General features: G+C 59.7%; 17 protein-coding genes and 1 pseudogene. 3 read left to right on the plus strand and 15 right to left on the minus strand.

The features are described from left to right. Nucleotides 1–261: 261 nt before the first annotated feature. Complete coding sequence (locus AC1VXC_RS07670) at nucleotides 262–366, minus strand: hypothetical protein (RefSeq protein WP_481539033.1); 105 nt, start codon at nucleotides 364–366, stop codon at nucleotides 262–264. 687 nt (nucleotides 367–1,053) lie between these two features. Here AC1VXC_RS07670 and AC1VXC_RS07675 point away from each other — a divergent pair. Beyond that, on the plus strand, nucleotides 1,054–1,821 hold the full coding sequence (locus AC1VXC_RS07675; RefSeq protein WP_481539024.1) for a hypothetical protein: 768 nt from the start codon (nucleotides 1,054–1,056) through the stop codon (nucleotides 1,819–1,821). An 8-nt stretch (nucleotides 1,822–1,829) separates the two neighbouring features. On the opposite strand, the gene AC1VXC_RS07680 is transcribed toward AC1VXC_RS07675, so the two are convergent. The 6 genes from AC1VXC_RS07680 to AC1VXC_RS07705 all read right to left on the minus strand — a co-directional run bounded on the left by AC1VXC_RS07680 (nucleotide 1,830) and on the right by AC1VXC_RS07705 (nucleotide 5,838). Further along, complete coding sequence (locus AC1VXC_RS07680) at nucleotides 1,830–2,879, minus strand: YagK/YfjJ domain-containing protein (RefSeq protein ID WP_481539023.1); 1,050 nt, start codon at nucleotides 2,877–2,879, stop codon at nucleotides 1,830–1,832. Nucleotides 2,880–3,221: 342 nt separating this feature from the next. Then, nucleotides 3,222–3,449: a helix-turn-helix transcriptional regulator gene (locus AC1VXC_RS07685; RefSeq protein WP_481539022.1), complete on the minus strand. Its 228-nt coding sequence runs from the start codon at nucleotides 3,447–3,449 to the stop codon at nucleotides 3,222–3,224. A 417-nt stretch (nucleotides 3,450–3,866) separates the two neighbouring features. Next, nucleotides 3,867–4,502, minus strand: a complete 636-nt coding sequence (locus AC1VXC_RS07690) for a hypothetical protein (protein ID WP_481539021.1) — start codon at nucleotides 4,500–4,502, stop codon at nucleotides 3,867–3,869. Nucleotides 4,503–4,657: 155 nt separating this feature from the next. Further along, a complete protein-coding gene (locus AC1VXC_RS07695) occupies nucleotides 4,658–4,912 on the minus strand; it encodes a hypothetical protein (RefSeq protein WP_282268916.1) in 255 nt (84 codons plus the stop codon). Between the two features lie 2 nt (nucleotides 4,913–4,914). After that, nucleotides 4,915–5,130 carry a hypothetical protein gene (locus AC1VXC_RS07700; RefSeq protein ID WP_481512297.1) on the minus strand — a complete coding sequence of 72 codons (216 nt, stop codon included), beginning with the start codon at nucleotides 5,128–5,130 and terminating at the stop codon, nucleotides 4,915–4,917. Nucleotides 5,131–5,151: 21 nt separating this feature from the next. Then, nucleotides 5,152–5,838: a J domain-containing protein gene (locus AC1VXC_RS07705; protein WP_481539020.1), complete on the minus strand. Its 687-nt coding sequence runs from the start codon at nucleotides 5,836–5,838 to the stop codon at nucleotides 5,152–5,154. Between the two features lie 140 nt (nucleotides 5,839–5,978). On the opposite strand from AC1VXC_RS07705, the gene AC1VXC_RS07710 reads away from it, so the two are divergent. Beyond that, nucleotides 5,979–6,224: a helix-turn-helix domain-containing protein gene (locus tag AC1VXC_RS07710; protein WP_481539019.1), complete on the plus strand. Its 246-nt coding sequence runs from the start codon at nucleotides 5,979–5,981 to the stop codon at nucleotides 6,222–6,224. Between the two features lie 291 nt (nucleotides 6,225–6,515). Here the strand turns inward: AC1VXC_RS07710 and AC1VXC_RS07715 are convergent, their stop codons facing one another. Together AC1VXC_RS07715 and AC1VXC_RS07720 are read right to left on the minus strand one after the other, a co-directional pair. Further along, entirely contained in the window at nucleotides 6,516–7,010 is a 495-nt protein-coding gene (locus AC1VXC_RS07715) for a JAB domain-containing protein (protein ID WP_481539018.1), read from the minus strand. After that, nucleotides 7,007–7,963 (minus strand): DUF932 domain-containing protein, encoded by a 957-nt coding sequence (locus AC1VXC_RS07720; RefSeq protein WP_481539017.1) that lies wholly within the window; start codon nucleotides 7,961–7,963, stop codon nucleotides 7,007–7,009. The genes AC1VXC_RS07715 and AC1VXC_RS07720 overlap by 4 nt, the downstream gene beginning before the upstream one ends. Before the next feature lie 308 nt (nucleotides 7,964–8,271). Here AC1VXC_RS07720 and AC1VXC_RS07725 point away from each other — a divergent pair. Further along, nucleotides 8,272–8,457: pseudogene (locus tag AC1VXC_RS07725) on the plus strand (helix-turn-helix domain-containing protein); the annotation flags it as partial. Nucleotides 8,458–8,523: 66 nt separating this feature from the next. On the opposite strand, the gene AC1VXC_RS07730 reads toward AC1VXC_RS07725, so the two are convergent. The 6 genes from AC1VXC_RS07730 to AC1VXC_RS07755 form a co-directional block, all read right to left on the minus strand. Next, nucleotides 8,524–9,294, minus strand: a complete 771-nt coding sequence (locus tag AC1VXC_RS07730) for a heme ABC transporter ATP-binding protein (protein ID WP_481539016.1) — start codon at nucleotides 9,292–9,294, stop codon at nucleotides 8,524–8,526. Beyond that, complete coding sequence (locus tag AC1VXC_RS07735; protein WP_481539015.1) at nucleotides 9,291–10,331, minus strand: FecCD family ABC transporter permease; 1,041 nt, start codon at nucleotides 10,329–10,331, stop codon at nucleotides 9,291–9,293. The genes AC1VXC_RS07730 and AC1VXC_RS07735 overlap by 4 nt, the downstream gene beginning before the upstream one ends. Continuing rightward, nucleotides 10,328–11,380, minus strand: coding sequence for a heme/hemin ABC transporter substrate-binding protein (locus AC1VXC_RS07740; RefSeq protein WP_481539014.1), 1,053 nt, complete (start codon nucleotides 11,378–11,380; stop codon nucleotides 10,328–10,330). The genes AC1VXC_RS07735 and AC1VXC_RS07740 overlap by 4 nt, the downstream gene beginning before the upstream one ends. A gap of 139 nt (nucleotides 11,381–11,519) precedes the next feature. Beyond that, nucleotides 11,520–12,920: a YncE family protein gene (locus AC1VXC_RS07745; RefSeq protein ID WP_481539013.1), complete on the minus strand. Its 1,401-nt coding sequence runs from the start codon at nucleotides 12,918–12,920 to the stop codon at nucleotides 11,520–11,522. Nucleotides 12,921–13,052: 132 nt separating this feature from the next. Further along, on the minus strand, nucleotides 13,053–14,024 hold the full coding sequence (locus AC1VXC_RS07750; RefSeq protein ID WP_481539012.1) for an alpha/beta hydrolase: 972 nt from the start codon (nucleotides 14,022–14,024) through the stop codon (nucleotides 13,053–13,055). Nucleotides 14,025–14,049: 25 nt separating this feature from the next. Continuing rightward, the gene (locus AC1VXC_RS07755) at nucleotides 14,050–16,290 is read right to left on the minus strand and encodes a TonB-dependent siderophore receptor (protein WP_481539011.1); all 2,241 of its coding nucleotides are present in this window, start codon (nucleotides 16,288–16,290) and stop codon (nucleotides 14,050–14,052) included. Between the last annotated feature and the right edge of the window lie 169 nt (nucleotides 16,291–16,459).

Consider the following 16,459-nt stretch of genomic DNA (forward strand, 5'->3'; position numbering starts at 1 on the left):
GTCTGCTTGGTATGAGCGTGTGCGGACTACTGTGTAGTGGAGTTCCCAGGGTTTAGTGGACAACTGACCGAGGGTGGCGATGCGCCGCCTCGAACTCGTCAGGACTGCCCCGCCCAGATGGCTGTGGCGGCGTCTAGGGGTTGTAAACCCCATCGATGTAGTCGGATATGCCCGAGGTCGCCAAGTCACGATTCGCGTAGATGCGTTTTTTATCCGTTCCTTTTTCAAACTGCCGAAGAAGGACTCAGCGACCGCGTTGTCTCAGCAGTTGGCACGTCTGCTCATGCTTGGCTCAAGGTAGTTGTCTGTGCAGAAACGCCGCCATGAATCACTTCCGTACTGCGAGCCTTGATCTGAGTGGACCAGGGTTTTGCGAGGACGTCAGCTGCGCACGACTTTCATCACGGCATCCAGAACAAGTTCTCAGTGAACCGTTGGTCTGACAGCCCAACCAACAAACCTGCCTGAGAAAATACCAAAACAACCGCAAGGTACAGCCAACTCTGCCACGCGCGGATGTAAGTGATATCCGTCAACCCTTACTCGTTTGGGCGCGATACGCTGAACTGACGCTGGAGCAAATTAGGGATCAAGACATATGGCTTTGAAGCGGGGATGTGCCATATGAGATAGCCATACAGCGCGCGTAATCCGTTCACACGTATCAAGCGAAGCAACCGCGCATCTTCTTGAGCTCGATCGGAAATCGGATGTTCACGCTATGCGTAGTAACCGGCTCGAGCAACCCCAAGCAGACGACACATCATCTGGATACTGAACTCGTCCCGATGCGCATCGATGAATTTGTAGGCTTGCCGGGCCTTGCTGGTGATCCGACGTCCCCCCGAGCGTTGATTCAACGGTCAAAGCCGCCCCTGGCAAAGCTTGACGCGACAACGACAACGCCGACCCAGCCACTGCCGATCAGCTGTCCATTAGAATTCCGAACTCCAACTCTTGTCATCATCGCTTTGCGGCTTGCGACAAAAAAATTCTACCAGCAACACCCCTTCAATTGCCATTTGGCCCATAGCAACTACCGGCAGCAACAAAATGCACGAACACGGAACGTTCCGAACCACTGAAAAGACACCCACGCTTGATGCATGCCTAACACATGCAAAGGAGCAGATTCAGATAATCTATAAAGTACGCGTACCGTTACTTAACAAGGACGTAACTTTCGAAAGTGAGTGGGAAGCTATCTACGCTGGAGTAATCGATGACCCCGATACAGCCACCCGACTGGACGACGACTTCGAGTTCTTAAAAACCAAGGGCTATCTGCCTGAAGTTTACGTATTGATACGAGCAGCGATCGCGCTCTGGTTCGAAGCCATCCGAGCATATGAACTACCTGACCACGAGCGAGCTTGGGCTGCTCTGACCAGATGCAATTACTATCTGGGTATGTCTAGCGGGCATGAAACGAAGAAAGAGCGATCGGCTAGAGGTGGACGACACGCAGCCGCCAAGACCGCACGCCTGAAAGAACGGATCATCGAAGAACTAAATAAAATGGAAGACAATTCGCATCAGACGAAGCAGGACGTTTGGCACGTCCTGCTCCCAATAATGACTGAACCCGCACCCGAAGAACAAATAGACGATAGGGAATGGGTTAGACGACTAGGCCTATCCTCCGAAGAATCATATCAAGAATCCTTCGATCGACCAGCGCAACTTGGAAAAAGCAAAGCAGGAAAAACTACGAACCCTACGCAGCTGCTGAGACGCTGGACCAACCAGGACGCAACTATAAAATCCGAATTCATCAGGATTGTGGCGAGACCGTTAAACACGCGAAGAATGCGCACCTGAAACTGCACCTAAAAGCCGTCGCATGGGCCCGCCTTACGCTTTCGCCCCACTTTGTTCGCTCGCCGCTCAGGCAGTTGACCTTTCCCAAATATACGACCGACCCCCTTTTCGTTAAGCCTTACATAATAGTCGACCTTTGCCAAATACATAGCAGCCCGCAACAGAGAGGCTCGCCTCTCGATATTATCGTGCGGGATCATTCCTACCCCCACTCCATATATCCGCTCGTAGTAGGTTTTCTTCGCATTGCAGTTCCAGTATCCCCCATCACCACCGGTTACAAAATCACGCCACAGATCGCCAAGCACATTTCCAACGACAACATCCTTACAAACCTTATGCCCGTCAAAAAAAGCCATGAAATGAATATGGTAGGACTTACTCTGCCCGTATTCCAGCTTCCAAATATAACCAACCAGCGCAGGAAATTCCGACTTCGCGGAACGTAGAAAGCTAGTCAGATCTTCCTTTACGCGACTGGGATTTAGAGGACCTACGCTATCCCGATGAGCACGACTGTAAGAAAGATCCAACCTGACCACACACAACCTCGCATAAAGCCCGTAGAGCCCATCGATATATTCCGTGAGTGAAAGAGCGTTCTTTCTGGCGCCGCGCTCATGGTTAGAAAGTGCCTTCGTAAAATCAGAACCCTTTACCAACTTACGTATTCTCAAGAACCATTCATTTATACCGATGGAATTCCAACTTCTTTCGGTAATTACCATGGTTTGAAAGCCCGTCCTCTCCTCTACCCAAATCTCGAAATAGGGGCTCAGCTTGTGCCCTGCATAAAAATCTCGAATTCCTTGACAATCAATGTTCGTGCAAGACCGTATCGCCCTGACAGCGGAATTAACACTTTTATGACAGGTTTCCGGGCGCGTCACATCCGTATTCGCGCTCCACCTTGCGTTGGCAATCGCACGCATTGCGCGATCGATTTTTGAAATATCTCGGGGATATTCAAACGACGGTCCTATATATATCGCGCCGTCATTTACATCTAGCGCCCTATCACGCCACCGGGCAACAAAGTCGTCATCAGAGTCAAACATCACTAAATCAAGGCCCCCTTAGCTGATCCACCACATAACCCAACCCAAACATCATTCAATCACCATAATTTCCCAAACCACACAAAGCACTAAAACTCTCTTTTTGCCAGAAGAAGCAAGCCGCATTGCAGCCGTACAATAGTCAGAAATAAACACAACCATCCAAAGTCAAACAGAAAAGAGATCAGATCAAAGATCAAATCAATATATCAAATCAAATCAAGATATATATTCCGGATCTCACCCAGCCAAGAATGACAACAACACTCATTAAAAATGACCCATACCACCTTTTAACCAACACTTAGCCTTTCTTTAGCGCCGTGAGGTTAGTGCTTACAACTAACGAGAAATGCTATTGCGTTCGTCCACGCGAGCCTTAATCCAGGCATCAACTTCTTCTTCCAGCCATGCCACCGTCCCTTTCCCAGTCCTGACCGGCTGAGGGAAATCAGGATCAAAGCGCTTCCCTCCAGACTTGATGGCCGTATAGATGGTGGACCTGCGAAAACCGGTCCGATACCCCAGTTCTTGTCGTCGAATGAGCCGGGGTGCGACTACCGATTCCATTTTTTTGGTCCTGCGAGAAGAGAGCCCATACGCTACGACGGAGCTCAGCTGCAGGTCACGTACTTCAAGTGCATGAAGTACGATAAGGCCCGGCAGCAGGTACAAGTTAGTTCCGCGCGCCCCTCAAGTTGGTTCCCTGAGATAGGTTTGGATGGCCAGTTCGCTTGATCTGCTGCAGTGAGCGCAGCCACGCCGGCGGCGCCAAAAAAAAAACGCCCGCGTTGGCGGGCGTTCTACAAAGGGAACCCAAGGTGCTGCTGAAGGTGCATGATCGATGCCGCCGACAGATCTGTCTCCTTCTGCTCTTGCATGACAGGCACCTGAAGAAGGATTGGCTGGCTACCCACATCTATCCGGCATCTTTCATACCTTATGCATGTTTGCGTGGAAATTCACAGCAAGCATGATGTTACGCAGTCAAAGTGCCTCTATTGTGCCATCATCTTCCGGATAGATCTCCAGCCACTTCCCATCTTTGAGCAGGTAGTCCACTTCGTACTCAGCCGTCGGGCAACACATGGCATCGCCTTCCCCCTGCCCTAGCTTCTTCATTTTCACCATTCCATCGCCGTAGGATATGCCCTGCACCTCCTCTCCGTAGCCCGACACCGGCGTGGAATAGATGAACTTCAACTTTCCGCTCTCACTAAGGAATGCAGCCAGATGAGTGGAATAGGCATTGCTTCCGCCTCCTCCCTCCAGTACGAAGAGCACAGCGCGGTCCTCGACACCATCACCGTTCAGATCACCCTTCACGATCTTACGCGCACCAATATTCTCTTCATCGTGCCCGTTCATCGCTGCCTGCGGAGCAAGTGCCTCATTGATTACAACCTCATTCTCTGCCTCTGACGCCACGGGAGCTTGTACGGGAGCGGTCGCAGAGACAGGTGTACAACTCACCACCTGAACCTGTTCCGCTGTCAGCCCTGCGGGTACCTTGCACCCCGCCAGGTTGATATCACCTTCGCGCGAAAGCGTCTCTGCTTTGGTGCAAGCCGACAGTGCTACGGCTGAGAATACTGCAGCGGCAAGCAATCCTTTGATCTTCATTGATAGTCCTTCGGAACCCCTAAGGGCATTGGTTGATTTAGCGTTGAATGCGCCGGGGCATCTACACGCATCGTTGAATTGACTCTGAAAGTTCATTAGCTCAGCGGGTTATTGTCGGGACTAGGGACCACCCTGCGCTTGACCCGCAGCTAGGCTCACCGGCACTGACCAGCAGCTACTTGTACTTGCTCGGCAAAGCCCATTGGTGGATAGCCACGCTTGTCTATGGCGACCAATCCCTTTTCGCCGTAATGCTCTTGTAGCTTGTCTATAGCGCAGGAACACTGGGCTTTCGGGGCACCACTGCTCATGCAGCTATCAATGAACTCGCCCCGGACTTTGTCTAGATCGCTCTTGCAGCCACCGAGTGACACCAGAAGCATTGCTAGCAGAGAGATTCTGATCAGCATGCTTACCGCCTCCTTACGAGCGCCAGTACGGCGATGATCACGAGGACCCAGATCACGCCACTGATCAGCTTGCCGATCGACGGGAACATCACTGCTGGCCACACCAGGGCTTGGCCCAGGTTGTAGAAGAAACCCTTGTACGCATAACGCCCCCAGATATCGAAGCAGATCGCTGCGATGAGTACGGTCACGCCGTACACGCCTATCAAGTACCTCATGTGTTTCCTCGTTGGTTGGAGTTAGTGCGTTTGTTTCAGATGCTCACTGACGGCCTCGAACAGCAGGCGCAGGTCGTCAGGGTTGGGAATGCTCAAGCTGATGAACGGTTCGCCATGGATCCGTACATGGGCGCCGTGGGCAGTGATCTGGGTTAGGCAGCCCAGCAGACGGGTATCCACTGATTCGAACTTGGCCTTGCCTCGGATCTGGGCCTCGGTGATCAGCACGCCTTCCCTGGCACCGCCGAATACCGTGTCGTCGATGAGCACGACAACGTCTTGGGTCCGCAGTCCTTCCCCATAGCTGTCCAGAGCCCCTAGGAGCTTCTTCCTGGGGATCTGGGGAGCCACGAACACGCGCTCGAAGGGCTCGTTACTAAACTCGAGCCCTTCTAGTGCCTCTCGAAGTGAGCTAAGCGGCGGAGGCTCTGGGGCCCTGGCTCGCTCTGTTCGGGGGCCTGGATCAGCAGGCCTCGCCGACGCTTGGGTACGGTCGAAGCGCTCGCGTTGGTCCGGGTCCTTTAGGACGGCGTAGGCCTTGTTGACGGCCTGCATCTTGGCCGTTGCCCATGCCAAGGACGCCTCGTCCCCCGCAGCGTAGCGGTCAGGGTGGTACTGGCTTCGTCGGCCCTTGTATGCCAGTTCTATTTCCCAGAGCGGTGCCTCGGGGCGTACCCCGAGGACTTCATAGTGGTTTTCTTCGAACATCCGTTTCTCCGTTGATGGGAGCTAGGTCGAGACACACCCGCCCATAACGACCCCATCCCTTTACAGGGAACCACAGCAACCGCCCAAATGGGTCGTAAATACCGTGGCTGTAAGGGCATCATAGGCGGACGATTCCGTCCGTGACAAGAGTCTCCGGAACCGCAAGCACCAACCACGATCTGGTCCGTCTGGGCCAGGCGGTACGCGCGCGCCGTCAAGAACTTGCAATGTCCCAAGAGGCCTTGGCGGACGTTGCTGGAGTAGATAGATCTCACATGGGAAAGATTGAGCGCGGTGAGCGGAACGTCACTTTCCTCAACATTTTGAAGATCGCGAAGGCCCTCGAGTGCAAGGCTTCCGAGTTGCTGATCGAAGCTAATCTTTAGGTGTAGTTCTTATGGTCGCTTTAGGCTGGCGAATCAATCAGCCCACTTCTATCGCTCGGATGACTCTTCGAGCTGCTGCGCTTTAACCAAGTGCTCCCCCGCTTTCATACGAAGCCTGCTAGCTACCTCTCTCACCTTGGCTCGCTGACGCCAGCCTTCCGAGCACGCTGTTCTTTCGATTTCCCGAGCCTGCCGGTCTAAATCAGCTGCTTTGGCACGAGCCATTGCTGCTCTGGTCACTGACCAGGACATATCTGTTTCCTTCATGCTGTTCTCCTAGGTATACGGGCCTTAGATCTGCCCGAGCTGAGCCATCGAGGTGCCTTGGCTCGCCGACACCACAAGGTGGTCGACGACCCTCACCTCCACCATCGCCAATACTTCCTTCAACCGCTTGGTGATCGCTCGATCCGCTGCTGACGGCTCGCAATGCCCGCTAGGATGGTTGTGAGCCAATATGACCGCTGCTGCGTTCAGGGCCAAGGCACGTTGAACGACAATCCGGGGATGGATCTCAGCACCATCTATAGAGCCTGAGAACAGCCGTTCTACGGCGATCAGGCGGTTACGGGCATCGAGGAACGCCACCTCGAAGTGCTCGCGGATCTCATGCCCTAGACGCAGACGGAAGAATCTGCCGGCAGCATCGGGATCTCCCAATAGAAGACCACTGACCATTGCTCTGCTCTCAAGGATTTCCAATGCCTGAGAGAGGACGGAGCTGTCACGTTCGTTCAAGCCGCCAGGCAGCTCTTTCAGGCGCTGCTTCTGCAGCGAGGCGTTCATGCGGCTTCCCCTAACAGTTCTTTCCAAGCCTTCTGCTTTAGCAATGCCCCTTGGCCGAACCAGGCTGCATCCAAACGGTTCTCCGCACTCTGCGCCCGCCGATGATGGTCCACGAATTCGGTGATGCTGTTTAAGAGGCCGAAGGCGGTGCCCCTGCTGGTCTTCAAGCTAGCGCCCCTCCCCTGCCCGTCATACAGCGCCCGGACCTTGGCAACAGCCTGCTCATTCACGACTGCCTTCCCATTCTGAGCAGCCGGATACGTGAGCAAATTCCGCAGAACCCCATCGACCGAATCAGGGTTCACAGGTGTCTCGCAGAGGGCCCGCATCCGCTCCACGAAGCCATGCCAGCCCTCAACGGCGATACCCAACTGGCTTTTGACCCTGTCAGCATCGAAGGCACTGCGGTGCGGGACCTTGATGGCTCCGGTTCGATCCCCAACAGCGATCTGCAGGGTGTTGTTACACACCACGCGAACTGAGGTGAACTGAGCGGTGGTAGCCAGCGTTCCGTCACAGGCCGTAGCCAGAAGAAGGTAGCCGTTGACCTGATCTTGGCCCTTCAGAGCCACGCCCTGTCCAGTACGGGCCAATGCCCAGAACTTCCGCCCGCCGCGAAGCACGCCTGCCGTTTCCAGCTCGAAGCCGCTGTACCGCGTCAGGTCGCGGTAGAACTCAAGAATCTCCCGGGGCTGGACTACTTGATAGCGCTTGGACACCACGGCCAGCGGTCGCTTGGTGTCAGAGCGATAAAGCACCTTCTGCCCGGGGAATGCCCGAACCGGATACTGATCTTCAGCATCGGCGGCGAATCGCACTTCGGCCTCCTCCAAGGACCAATTCATGCCGGCACGCTCGCGCCACACCTCAGTGGATTGCCCTGGAGCCAGCTGGCTTCCGATGCCATGCCATGGGACTTGGCCTGCATAGGCCATGGTTTCAACGTGATGCATCTCGGTCTCCTTTCATAGACGGCATAACGCACAAAGCCCGGACAGTGCCGGGCCTTGCGGGTCTATCTAGATTGTTGATTTAGTCGTAGGAATCGGGGCCGAACTGGTCGGGGCGGGTGAACGAACATCGAGCTACGGCGGACAGAATCGCGGCTGCGACGATGAAGACGCAATAAATGAATTCAGACTTATCTTTCATACTTGGCACTCAATGCAATTGCGCTAGTTTTTTTGGCCAGCGCGAAGCAAGAGGATCCTGCTTCATTGAAGTACTAAGGGTCTGAGAATTTTTTAAATGGACCTCGCCACCCCAGCAGTTTCTGACCAAGTTCCGCATCGAAGCGGCTACCCACATGCTGTTCACCGACACCAGCATCGCCAGTGTTGGCCAGACCTGCGGATTCTCCGATCAGAGTGTATTTGCGCGACAGTTCAATCACGCCGCGGGCATGACGCCGCGCGACTATCGGGCGCTGGCGGCAACGCCGAAGTAGTCATCCTGCCAATGCGCGAAGCGATGTGTGCGAACAGCATGACTTCGCCCACGCGCCGCCGGATACTCAATCGTCGCAGGCAACCACCAGCGGCATACCGCGCGTTGGATGCTCGATCACCTGCACCGGCTGGCCATAGACCTTGCCGATGGTGTCGCGGGTCAGCACTTCGCGCGGTGAACCATCGGCGGCAATGCGCCCGTCGCATAGCATCACGATGCGGTCGGCATAGGCCGATGCCAGGTTGAGGTCATGCAATACCACCACCACGCAACGGCCTTGCGCTGCGAGCTCGCGGGCGCTGCGCAGAGTGCGCTCCTGATGGCGAAGATCGAGTGCGGCGGTTGGCTCATCCAGCAGCAGCACCGGCGTCTGCTGCGCCAAGGCACGGGCAAGCGAGGTCCGTGCGGCTTCGCCACCGGACAGCGTCTGTACATCGCGACCGGCCAAGGCGGCGACATCGACTTCTGCCAATGCAGCCTCGACGATCTCCGCATCCTGTCGTGGTTGTGGCGGATGCGGCAAACGCCCCATCGCCACCACCTCGCGCACGCTGAAGGCAAAGTGCACGGCATGATCCTGCGCCATCACCGCCCGTTGCAGGGCGAGCTCGCGTACCGGCCAGTCGGCCAGTGCACGACCTTGCAGCAACGCCTGCCCGGCATCCGGCTCGGCATCACCGGCAAGCAGGGCCAATAACGTGGACTTGCCTGCGCCATTGGGGCCAACCAGGGCGGTCAGCGTGCCGGCCTGCAACGCTAGATCAACACCCGCCAACACCTGGCGACCGCCACGCAGCACGCTGACCCCGCGCAGCTCCAACAAGGGCGTACTCATACCCGCCCCCCGCGCTTGCGCAATACCAGCCACAGGAAGAACGGCGCGCCCAAGGCAGCGGAGAACAGGCCGAGCGGGATTTCCGACGGCGGATCAAGCGTGCGCGCGGCGGTATCGGCCACCACGATCAACAGCGCGCCGACCACACCCGACAAAGGCAGCAGCCAGCGATGCCCAGGGCCAACCAGCATCCGCACCAGATGCGGCACCACCAGGCCGACGAAGCTGACGCTGCCGGCAAACGCCACCGCTGCCCCGACCAACAGCGCACTGAACGCCACTAGCAACAAGCGCGTGCGCGCGACATCCAGGCCGATGTGACGTGCCTGGCGCTCACCGAGCGCAAGCATGTCCAAGGGCGTGGCCAGCCGCAGCAACGCCAGCAGGCCAATCACGAATACCGGCGTGACCGCGGCCACGTCGCTCCAACTGGCCTGCGCCAACGAGCCCATCTGCCAGAACACCAGCGACTGCAGCTCGCTCTCGCTGGCGATGTAGGTCAGGAAGCCGACCGCCGCCGAGCAGCCAGCACCAATCGCGATACCGACCAGCAACAAGGTCGCGGTGCCCTCACCGCGCCCCGGCCGCGCCAACAGATAGATCAAGGTCGTCGCACCGGCACCGCCAATGAAGGCCGCCAATGGAATCAACCACACAGCGAATGCACCCGCACCGAGCACGATGGCCGCCACCGCACCCAGCGCCGCGCCCTGGCTGACGCCGACGATGCCGGGATCCGCCAGCGGGTTGCCAAACAGGCCCTGCAGCGCGACGCCAGCCATCGCCAGCGATGCACCAACCAACGCGCCCAACAGCGCGCGTGGAATGCGCAACTGCCAGACCACGCCCATGTCACGGGCACTGATCGACTGCGGATCCGCCAAGCCGAACTGCGCCGCCATCGCCCGCAGCACATCGGCTGCGGGCAGCTTCAACGGACCGGTGCCGAACGACAACAGCACCGCGCCCAGCAGCACCGCCAGCAACAGACATAGCAGCAGCCCGCCGTTCGGCCGCCGGACCTGCGCCGACATCATCCGCGCGACAACTCCGCCAGCGCCTGCGCCAAGGCCAGCGCACCGGCGCCGGAACCCACGCTGGTGGATTTGAGTTCGACATCAGGCATCACCCAGACACGGTTGGCCGAACCAGCGGGCGTGTGCTTCAGGGTCGGATAGGCCTTCCACAGGCCGGCTTCACCGCCGAACAGGCGCAGATCGTTGTCGGTTACCAGGATCACTTCTGGCGCTGCCGCAACAACGCCTTCATTGCTGAGCTGGGAGTAGTTGGCCACACCCGCTTCTTCACCGATGTTGATGCCACCAGCGATGGTGATCAGTTGGTTGGCGGCGCTGTCGGCACCGGCCACGGTCGGCAGGCCACCGGCGCCGCTGGCAGACAACGCGATCACCCGCGGGCGCTTCGTATTGTCCTTGGCGATGGCTGCGGCCTGATCGAGCTGTGCCTGCACCTGTGCCGCGAGTTCCTCACCCTGCTTGGCCAGACCCAAAGCAGAAGCCACCTTGCGCACCTTGTCCGCCGGCGGCTGCAGATCGTCGATCACCACCGCGGCATGGCCGGTGGCGCGTAGGCGCTCGGCCAGCACCGCGTGGCGGCGCAGGCTGTTGCCGAGGAACAGGGTTCCGTCCAGGCTGAGCACGCCTTCCACGCCGGTGGTGCGGTTGAACAGGAAATGCTTGGGGGCCGCCTTGCCTGCGGTTGTGGCCGAACGCTCCGGTGCGGCATAGACCTTGCCGGCCAGGCCCAGTGCTTCGATCACCGCGATCACATCATCGCCACCAGCGACGATGCGACTGATGTCACTCACTTCAACGTCCACGCCATCGTCCGAGCGCAGCTTGGCCGGCAACTGCGGTGCTGCTGCAGCGACTTGCGGCACATCCTGCCCGGCCACACGCTTCCAGCCGGCCGGCAACACGCTCGCATCAGCAGCATCGGTAGCAGGCGCTGCGATTACGGGGGCTTCGGCTGCAGCCTGCGGCGGTGCGGGGCTGCGATCACAGCCGGTAATCAGCATGACCAGCAGCAGGCCCAGGCCAGTCGGAACAAGGGTGGTGGCTTTCATCAACATTTCCTCGGTTACCAGATTGGCCGACGCATCGGAACTGCGTGCCAGCCAGATTTTGATGGCAGTGCGGGAGATGCCGTTGCCGGCATCTCCCGCGCGTTTATCGCCTTGCCGCGCACAGGGCGCGGCGGATCACTCAGCGCTGCACAGGCAGCAGGCGGGTGATGCGATCGCCCTTGGCGTCATCGGCGCCCTTGGACTTGTTGATCGCAAACATCACTGCATCCGGGCCCTTGCTGACGTGGTTCGGGTAGGTGCCGCCGTCGAGGTTGGCAACGATCTTGCCGCCTTCATCGACCACCGTGACGGTGCCGGCAGCGCGGTTGCTGACATAGGCCAGGCGCGTGCTCGGGCTGTAGGACACATTCAAGGAACCGGCGCCGACGTAGACATCGTGCTCGACCTTGGCCGTGGCCGGGTCGACGATCAGCAAGTTGTCGCTGCCCTGCGAGACCACCAGCAGGCGCTTGGCGACCGGGTTCCACGCAACGCCGATCGCATCGCGCGCGCCGGCCAGCGGGAACACCTTCTCCACCTTGTCGCTGGCGCCGTCGATGATCGCCGCTTCCGCAGCGGCCAGGCTGACGGTGTAGACCTTGCCGGTAGCCGTATCGATGTCCAGGCTGCCCGGGGTGAAGGTCTCACCGCGCTTGCCGGAAGCAATGGTGATGTTGTCCAGCTGCTGCAGCGTGCGGGTGTCGAACACGCTGATGTAGTCGCCACCGGTGGCCGAGACATAGGCGCGGTTGCGCTGGGCATCGACCACCACGTCGCGCGCGTGCGATACCGCGCCAACCGGGTACTGCTTGACCAGCGACAGGTCGGACTGGCGGTAGACCGCCACCGTATCCTGGCGGGTATTGGTCACCCACACATTGCCATTGGCATCGTCCACGCCCACGCCGTACACGGCGAACAGGTTGCCGTCATTGCCTGGTGCTGCCTGCGGCGATACACGGGCGATGATCTGCAGGGTTTCCGGGTCCACCTTGAGCAGTTCGGACTGCTTCACCGGCGGGCGGCCGACCGCGCTGGTCACGAACGCCGCCTTGCTGGCCGGGCTGTAAGCCACCTGGTACAAGCCCTGCACCAAACGGTTGCTGGCGGCCTGGATACGCTCCTGGCCGGAAAGCGGCACTTCGCGCGAGACCTTCAGTGAGAACACCGCTGCGGCATCCGGCGCAGCCGCTCGCACCACGATGGGTTGCGGGCCGGCGACGGCATCGGCCGGAATCGCCAGCGTGCCACTGAACTTGCCTTCGCCATTGGCGACATAAGGCTGTGCGTTGAGCACAGCCTCACCGCGCAGCAAGGTCACCTTCTGGCCCGGGGTGAAGCCATTGCCCTCGATACCGGTTTCGCTGCCCGGCAACACCACCGGGGCGGTGGCACGCACGCTGCCATTGAACGCGGTGTCCGGCTGCGCGAACACCTGCGCGCCCGCAGCGCCGGTAGCCAACAGCAGGGCGAGGCCGAGCAGGTGCGGGCGCGCTGCACGTGCGGTGGTGGAAGCAGGATAGGAAAGAACGTTTGCCATCAGGCATTACCTCTTGGGTGCTGCGCGACGTCGCGCGCATCGTGGGTTTCTGCCTGGGCGGTGACACTGCCTGGGTAGTGGAATGCCGGGCCTGTCGGCCCGGATTGCGAACTCAGATAAGGAGCAGGCAGATCAGGAGCGCGGCTCCGTGCTGCGGTCGCGCACGCCGGTGATTTCATGCAGCGCGCGCATCAGCGAGGCGCGGAACATCGGGCCATGGCCGAGGCCATCGAACTGGTGGTACTCAACCTCCAGCCCCGGCACCTGGCGAAGGCGCGCAGACAACTGCTCGGCAGCGTCGGATGGCGCACCGGAGACGCGCTTCAGATGTGCCAGTACACGCGGATTGCTCATGTCGCGGTTGCTGGTATCGCGATCACGCTCACCGCCACCGAGCATCATCAGCACCCGCGCCGGATGACCAGCGTTGTTGCCGATGAACTGGCGCTCGGGAGCACCCAGCATCGCGCCCTGCTGCCACCACAACGATGGGCTGGCCGGCACATAGGTCTGGAATGCACCGCTACGCGTATACAGCGTATGCAGCACGAACAGCCCGCCCAGCGAATGCCCCCACAGTGCCTGTTTGCTGGCATCGGTAGCCACGTGCTGCGCCAGCTGCGGACGGATGCGCCGCTCTATCACTTCCAGGAACGCATTGGCGCCACCGCCAACCGCCGCGCCACCGTCTTCGGGCTGGTCGGCAATCGGCGTGTAGTCGCGGGTACGCGCAGGCGAATCGATACGCTGCTGGTTGTCGTAGCCGACGAACACCAGCACGGTTGGCTGCTTCTGCGCCAGTTCCTCCAGCAGGGGCGCGTCGAGTTCCATCAACGCGCCGTTGCCATCCAGCATCCACAGCGCCGGGAAACCCGCTGCCGGCGCGGTGCCGACAGGGATGCCCAGATTGACCCGCCACGTGCGCTGGCCATCATCGCTGCGCACCACGAAGCGTTCGAAGCGATAGTGCGCCGAGCCGGTGTCAGCAACGGTCTGGCCGATCAGCTGCGCGGGATTGCGTTGCTGCGCCGCTGCGATCGGTGCTAGCGCGCCAAGCAACAACAGCGAGGCCACGGCTAGCAATGAGTGAAAGCGGGTGCGCATGTGCGTTGTCATCGCTGTGCCTGGATCAGAAACCAACGGTCAGGTTCACCCAGTAGCTGCGACCGGGCTCATTGTAGGTCGCAGCACCAGCACCGGTGGCGCTGGTGCTGGTGGTGCCTTCGCGGAACAGACGCTTGTCGAACAGGTTGTTGATGCCGCCTCCCACGCGCACTTTCGGCGTGATCCGGTACTGGCCGCCCAGGCTCCACAGGTCATAGGCAGCGCGCGTATCCGGCGGCAGCACGGCACCGGTGGTGCTGGACTGCGTCGCCGACTCCTGCTTGCCGTAGAAGGTGCCGGTCAGCATGAACGACAACTGCGCGTTGACCTGCCAATCCAGGAAAGTATTGACGGTGTACTCGGGGATGATGGACAGCGGCTGGTCGGTGGTCTTGTCGACGTTCTCTATCATCCAGGTGACATTGGTATTCCACGACAGCACATCACCACCGCCGATCAACGGCACCTTCAGGTTGCCTTCGACACCACGGATGATGGCTTCCGGCGCATTGGTCCACTGGAATACCTGGCCCTTGGTGTCATTGGTGATGCCGATGCGGTCCTGGCCGGCAACGATCTTGTCCTTGTAGTCGTTGTGGAAATAGGTGACCGAGGCATGCCAGCCGTTGTCGGGCGCCCACTCGATGCCGATCTCCTTGTTGATGCTGGTTTCCGGATCGAGGTTGGCGTTACCCATCACGTAGCAGCCCGAGCCCAGGTTCGGGTTCAGCACCGGGCAGCCATTGCCGCGCGTGTAGTAGAGGTAATCCGGGTTGGCCTGGTACAGGTTCGGCGCCTTGAACGCGCGCGCGATGCCGCCCTTGATCGCCCAGTCTTCAGCCAGCTTGAACTGCACGTTGAGGCTGGGGCTGAGGTTGTTGCCGAACTGCGAATGGTGATCGAAGCGCAGGCCCGGGGTCAGCGTCCAACGCTCGCCGATGTACAGGTTGTCCTCGACGAATACCGCCGCGAACTGCTGGTCGCTCTTGCCGGTGCGCACGCCGTCATAACCCGGGATGCCGCCACCGCTGCTGGAACTCTGGGTCACCGAGTACGGATCATCCAGCTTCATGTCGCGGTACTCGAAGCCCAGCGTCGCCACCTGCTCGATACCGCCCCAGTTCAGCGGCACGTTGATCTCGCCGTCCACGCGGGTGGAGGTCAGTTCGGACGTGGAGAAGCTCGCGCCTTCGGTGATCGAGCCTTCCGGGCCACCGGCCAGTCCTTCGTTCAAGCGCGTGTTGTCGGTGTCGTCGTAGGCGGCGGTGATGCGCGAAGTGCCCCAGTCGTAGCTGCCGCGATGGGTCAGGCCGAACGAACGGCGCAGCATCACATTGGTCTCGGCACCGTAAAGCGCGTTCAAACGCTCGAAACCGTCGCTGCTGACGCCGCGCTCGCCGGAGTAGATATTGCCCTGGCGGCTGACCGCAGCATCCAGTTCCAGCACATGGTTGTCGTTGATGTCATAGCGCAGCAAGCCGCTGATGTCGCGGTTGCGCACGCCTTCGCGGCCGGCCGGCGGGGTCACGCCGGTGGCAAACTCTTCATTGAGCGACAAGGCATCCGGCTCGGTCTTGTTGACGTTGCCGAACAGGCGGAACGACAGCTGCTCGCTCAACGGGCCAGACAACTGGAAGCCAACACGCTCGCTGTCGCCTTCGTCACTGTGCTCGGCCTGGCTGCCGTACAAGGTCAGCGAGCCGGTCAGGTCACCGGTCGGCTTCTTGGTGATGATATTGACCACGCCACCGGACGCACCCGAGCCGTAACGTGCAGCGGCCGGGCCACGCAGCACTTCGATGCGCTCGACCGCTTCGGCCGGCACCCAGTTGCTGTCGCCGCGGCTGTTGCGTTCGCCGCTGCGGCCCATGCGCACCGAATCGCGCGAGCTGACCGGGCGGCCATCGATCAGGATCAAGGTGTTTTCCGGGCCCATGCCACGGATGTCGATCTGGCGGAAATTGCCGTAGGAGCCCGACGCGGTATTGCCGGTCAGGTTGATGCCGGGCATGCGCCGGATCACCTCGGACAGATCGTTGGCCGGTGGCAGACGTTCCAGATCGACCGCAGTGATCACCGAGCTGCCCAAGGCCTGCTTGGCGATCTGTTCGGCGGTGACGTGCACGGTGTCGATATCGGTGGCGGTCGCCGCACCTTCGGCCAATGCCGGGCCGGCGAGCAAGGCGCTCAACGCCAGCGCAGCAGAAAGGGGATTACGGGACAGCAAGACACGCGCGGACAACCGCGACGACGAACGACGGGACATGGGCAAGCCTCTCGACAGTAGGGGAGCCAACCTCTGGCGAACGGCTTGAGGAACGGCGGATATCGAATGCAGCTGCCGGAAGCAAACGCCAGGCAGGCTGCGGGGTCGCCGTATTCTACACTAGATGAGAATGATTATTGATAACCAAGCGTGATCAGATTGCGGGAGC

This window comes from Stenotrophomonas sp. STEN033 (assembly GCF_056856655.1).

Excerpts from the sequence above, each read along its gene's own strand:
- AC1VXC_RS07675 (WP_481539024.1), top strand. The coding sequence starts at position 1,054 with ATGCACGAACACGGAACGTTCCGAACCACTGAAAAGACACCCACGCTT.
- AC1VXC_RS07680 (WP_481539023.1), bottom strand. The coding sequence starts at position 2,879 with ATGTTTGACTCTGATGACGACTTTGTTGCCCGGTGGCGTGATAGGGCG.
- AC1VXC_RS07685 (WP_481539022.1), bottom strand. The coding sequence starts at position 3,449 with ATGGAATCGGTAGTCGCACCCCGGCTCATTCGACGACAAGAACTGGGG.
- AC1VXC_RS07690 (WP_481539021.1), bottom strand. The coding sequence starts at position 4,502 with ATGAAGATCAAAGGATTGCTTGCCGCTGCAGTATTCTCAGCCGTAGCA.
- AC1VXC_RS07695 (WP_282268916.1), bottom strand. The coding sequence starts at position 4,912 with ATGCTGATCAGAATCTCTCTGCTAGCAATGCTTCTGGTGTCACTCGGT.
- AC1VXC_RS07700 (WP_481512297.1), bottom strand. The coding sequence starts at position 5,130 with ATGAGGTACTTGATAGGCGTGTACGGCGTGACCGTACTCATCGCAGCG.
- AC1VXC_RS07705 (WP_481539020.1), bottom strand. The coding sequence starts at position 5,838 with ATGTTCGAAGAAAACCACTATGAAGTCCTCGGGGTACGCCCCGAGGCA.
- AC1VXC_RS07715 (WP_481539018.1), bottom strand. The coding sequence starts at position 7,010 with ATGAACGCCTCGCTGCAGAAGCAGCGCCTGAAAGAGCTGCCTGGCGGC.
- AC1VXC_RS07720 (WP_481539017.1), bottom strand. The coding sequence starts at position 7,963 with ATGCATCACGTTGAAACCATGGCCTATGCAGGCCAAGTCCCATGGCAT.
- AC1VXC_RS07730 (WP_481539016.1), bottom strand. The coding sequence starts at position 9,294 with ATGAGTACGCCCTTGTTGGAGCTGCGCGGGGTCAGCGTGCTGCGTGGC.
- AC1VXC_RS07735 (WP_481539015.1), bottom strand. The coding sequence starts at position 10,331 with ATGATGTCGGCGCAGGTCCGGCGGCCGAACGGCGGGCTGCTGCTATGT.
- AC1VXC_RS07740 (WP_481539014.1), bottom strand. The coding sequence starts at position 11,380 with ATGAAAGCCACCACCCTTGTTCCGACTGGCCTGGGCCTGCTGCTGGTC.
- AC1VXC_RS07745 (WP_481539013.1), bottom strand. The coding sequence starts at position 12,920 with ATGGCAAACGTTCTTTCCTATCCTGCTTCCACCACCGCACGTGCAGCG.
- AC1VXC_RS07750 (WP_481539012.1), bottom strand. The coding sequence starts at position 14,024 with ATGCGCACCCGCTTTCACTCATTGCTAGCCGTGGCCTCGCTGTTGTTG.
- AC1VXC_RS07755 (WP_481539011.1), bottom strand. The coding sequence starts at position 16,290 with ATGTCCCGTCGTTCGTCGTCGCGGTTGTCCGCGCGTGTCTTGCTGTCC.